Genomic DNA, 2,207 nt, shown 5'->3' on the forward strand with positions numbered 1-2,207 from the left:
GCGCGCAGCCACACCAGGTCGGCGCGCAGGCCGTCGACCCCGGCGGCGAAACAGCGCTCGGTGATCTGCGCCAGAGCCCCATCGTCCAGGGCGATCTGCCCCAGCAACTCCCGTGCGCCCTGGCAGCGCTCGCGCAGGACCACTTGCTGCGGCGCCCACTGCTCGCAGAACCCCTGGGGATCACTGTCGAAATCCAGGCGCCGACGAATGATCTGCCCGCGTTCGCTCGGCGGCGTCTGCCCACCCAGCGCCACATTCAGACCAAAGCGGTCGAGCAGTTGCGGGCGCAGCTCGCCCTCCTCCGGGTTCATGGTGCCGATCAGCACGAACTTCGCCGAATGCCGATGGGAAATGCCGTCGCGCTCGATGAGGTTGGTGCCGCTGGCGGCGACGTCCAGCAACAGGTCCACCAGATGATCGGGCAGCAGGTTGACTTCATCGACGTACAACACGCCGCCATCGGCCTTGGCCAGCACCCCGGGGGAAAACTGCGCCCGGCCCTCGCCCAGCGCGGCATCCAGATCCAGGGTGCCCACCAGCCGCTCTTCGGTCGCGCCCAGGGGCAAGGTGACAAACTGCCCGCTGGCCAACAGGTCCGCCAGGCCCCGGGCCAGGGTCGACTTGGCCATGCCCCGTGGCCCTTCGATCAGCACCCCGCCGACTTTGGGATCGATGGCAGTCAGGCACAGGGCCAGTTTCAGGTCATCGGCGCCGACCACGGCGGACAGCGGAAAATGTGGGGTATCGCTCATGTCGGAGTCTCGGTCAGGGCCTGGGTGCGTAACGATTGGAGTGAACGCTGGGTCTGGTGTTGCTTGTGCCGGACAGCGCAGCCTGCGGCAGTGGCTACCGGTGTCGCTAGTTTTCTTCTATATCCAGCAGCAGGTTTTCCAGGGCCTCGCGGTACTCGCCAGGCTCTTGCCACAGGCCGCGCTGCTGGGCTTCGAGCAGGCGTTCGGTCATGTCGCGCAGGGCATGGGGGTTGTGCTGCCGGATGAACTCGCGGGTCGACGGGTCGAGCACGTAGGCGTCAGCCAGCAAGGCGTATTGGTGGTCATCGATCAGCTCGGTGGTGGCGTCGAAGGCGAACAGATTATCCACGGTCGCGGCCATTTCAAAAGCGCCCTTATAGCCATGGCGCTTGACCCCTTCGATCCACTTCGGATTGGCCGCCCGGGAACGGATCACCCGGTTCAGCTCTTCCTTGAGGCTGCGGATTTTCGGCAGGTCCGGCTGGCTGTGGTCGCCATGGTAACTGGCGGCCTTGGCCCCGCTGAGGCTTTCCACCGCCGCCAGCATGCCGCCCTGGAACTGGTAGTAGTCGTTGGAGTCGAGCAGGTCGTGCTCGCGGTTGTCCTGGTTTTGCAGCACCGCCTGCACCTGGCTCAGGCGCTGGGCGAACTGCTCGCGGGCCGCCGTGCCTTCATCACTGCCACCGTAGGCGTAACCGCCCCAATTGAGGTAGACCTCGGCCAGGTCTTCGCGGCTTTGCCACAGGCGCCCGTCGATAGCGCCCTGGACCCCAGCCCCATAGGCCCCGGGCTTGGCCCCGAAAATCCGCCAGCCGGCCTGGCGCGCCGCCGCCTCGGCATCGAGCCCGGCATCCAGCAGGCTCTGGCGCTCGGCGCGAACCTTGGCCGCCAGCGGGTTGAGGTCATCGGGCTCATCCAGCGCCGCCACCGCCTGCACCGCGGCATCGAACAGCCGGATCAGGTTGGCGAAGGCGTCGCGGAAGAAGCCCGAGACCCGCAGGGTCACGTCGACCCGAGGCCGGTCCAGTAGGCTCAGGGGCAGGATCTCGAAATCATCGACCCGCTGGCTGCCGGTGGCCCACACCGGGCGCACGCCCATCAGGGCCATGGCCTGGGCGATATCATCACCACCGGTGCGCATGGTCGCCGTGCCCCACACCGAGAGCCCGAGCTGGCGCAGGTGGTCGCCGTGATCCTGCAGGTGTCGCTCAAGAATCAAATGGGCTGACTGAAAGCCGATGCGCCAGGCGGTGGTGGTCGGCAGGTTGCGCACGTCCACCGAGAAGAAATTGCGCCCGGTGGGCAGCACGTCCAGGCGTCCGCGACTCGGCGCACCACTGGGCCCGGCCGGCACGAAGCGCCCGCCCAGGGCATCCAGCAGGCCGCGCATTTCTGCCGGGCCGCAGGCATCCAGGCGCGGTGCGACCACGTCGCGCAGGCCGTCGATAATCGCCT

The 2,207-nt window shown here is 67.5% G+C and carries 2 protein-coding genes; both read right to left on the bottom strand.

Annotated elements, in window-relative coordinates; genetic code table 11:
- Positions 1–752 (bottom strand): ATP-binding protein (locus CF161_RS12245; RefSeq protein WP_020296887.1); only part of this gene is annotated, 752 nt, incomplete at its 3' end.
- Between the two features lie 106 nt (positions 753–858).
- Positions 859–2,207: cobaltochelatase subunit CobN (locus CF161_RS12250; protein WP_020296888.1), on the bottom strand; the 1,349-nt coding region annotated here is incomplete at its 5' end.

Source organism: Pseudomonas sp. CF161, from assembly GCF_000416215.1.
GTDB lineage: Bacteria > Pseudomonadota > Gammaproteobacteria > Pseudomonadales > Pseudomonadaceae > Aquipseudomonas.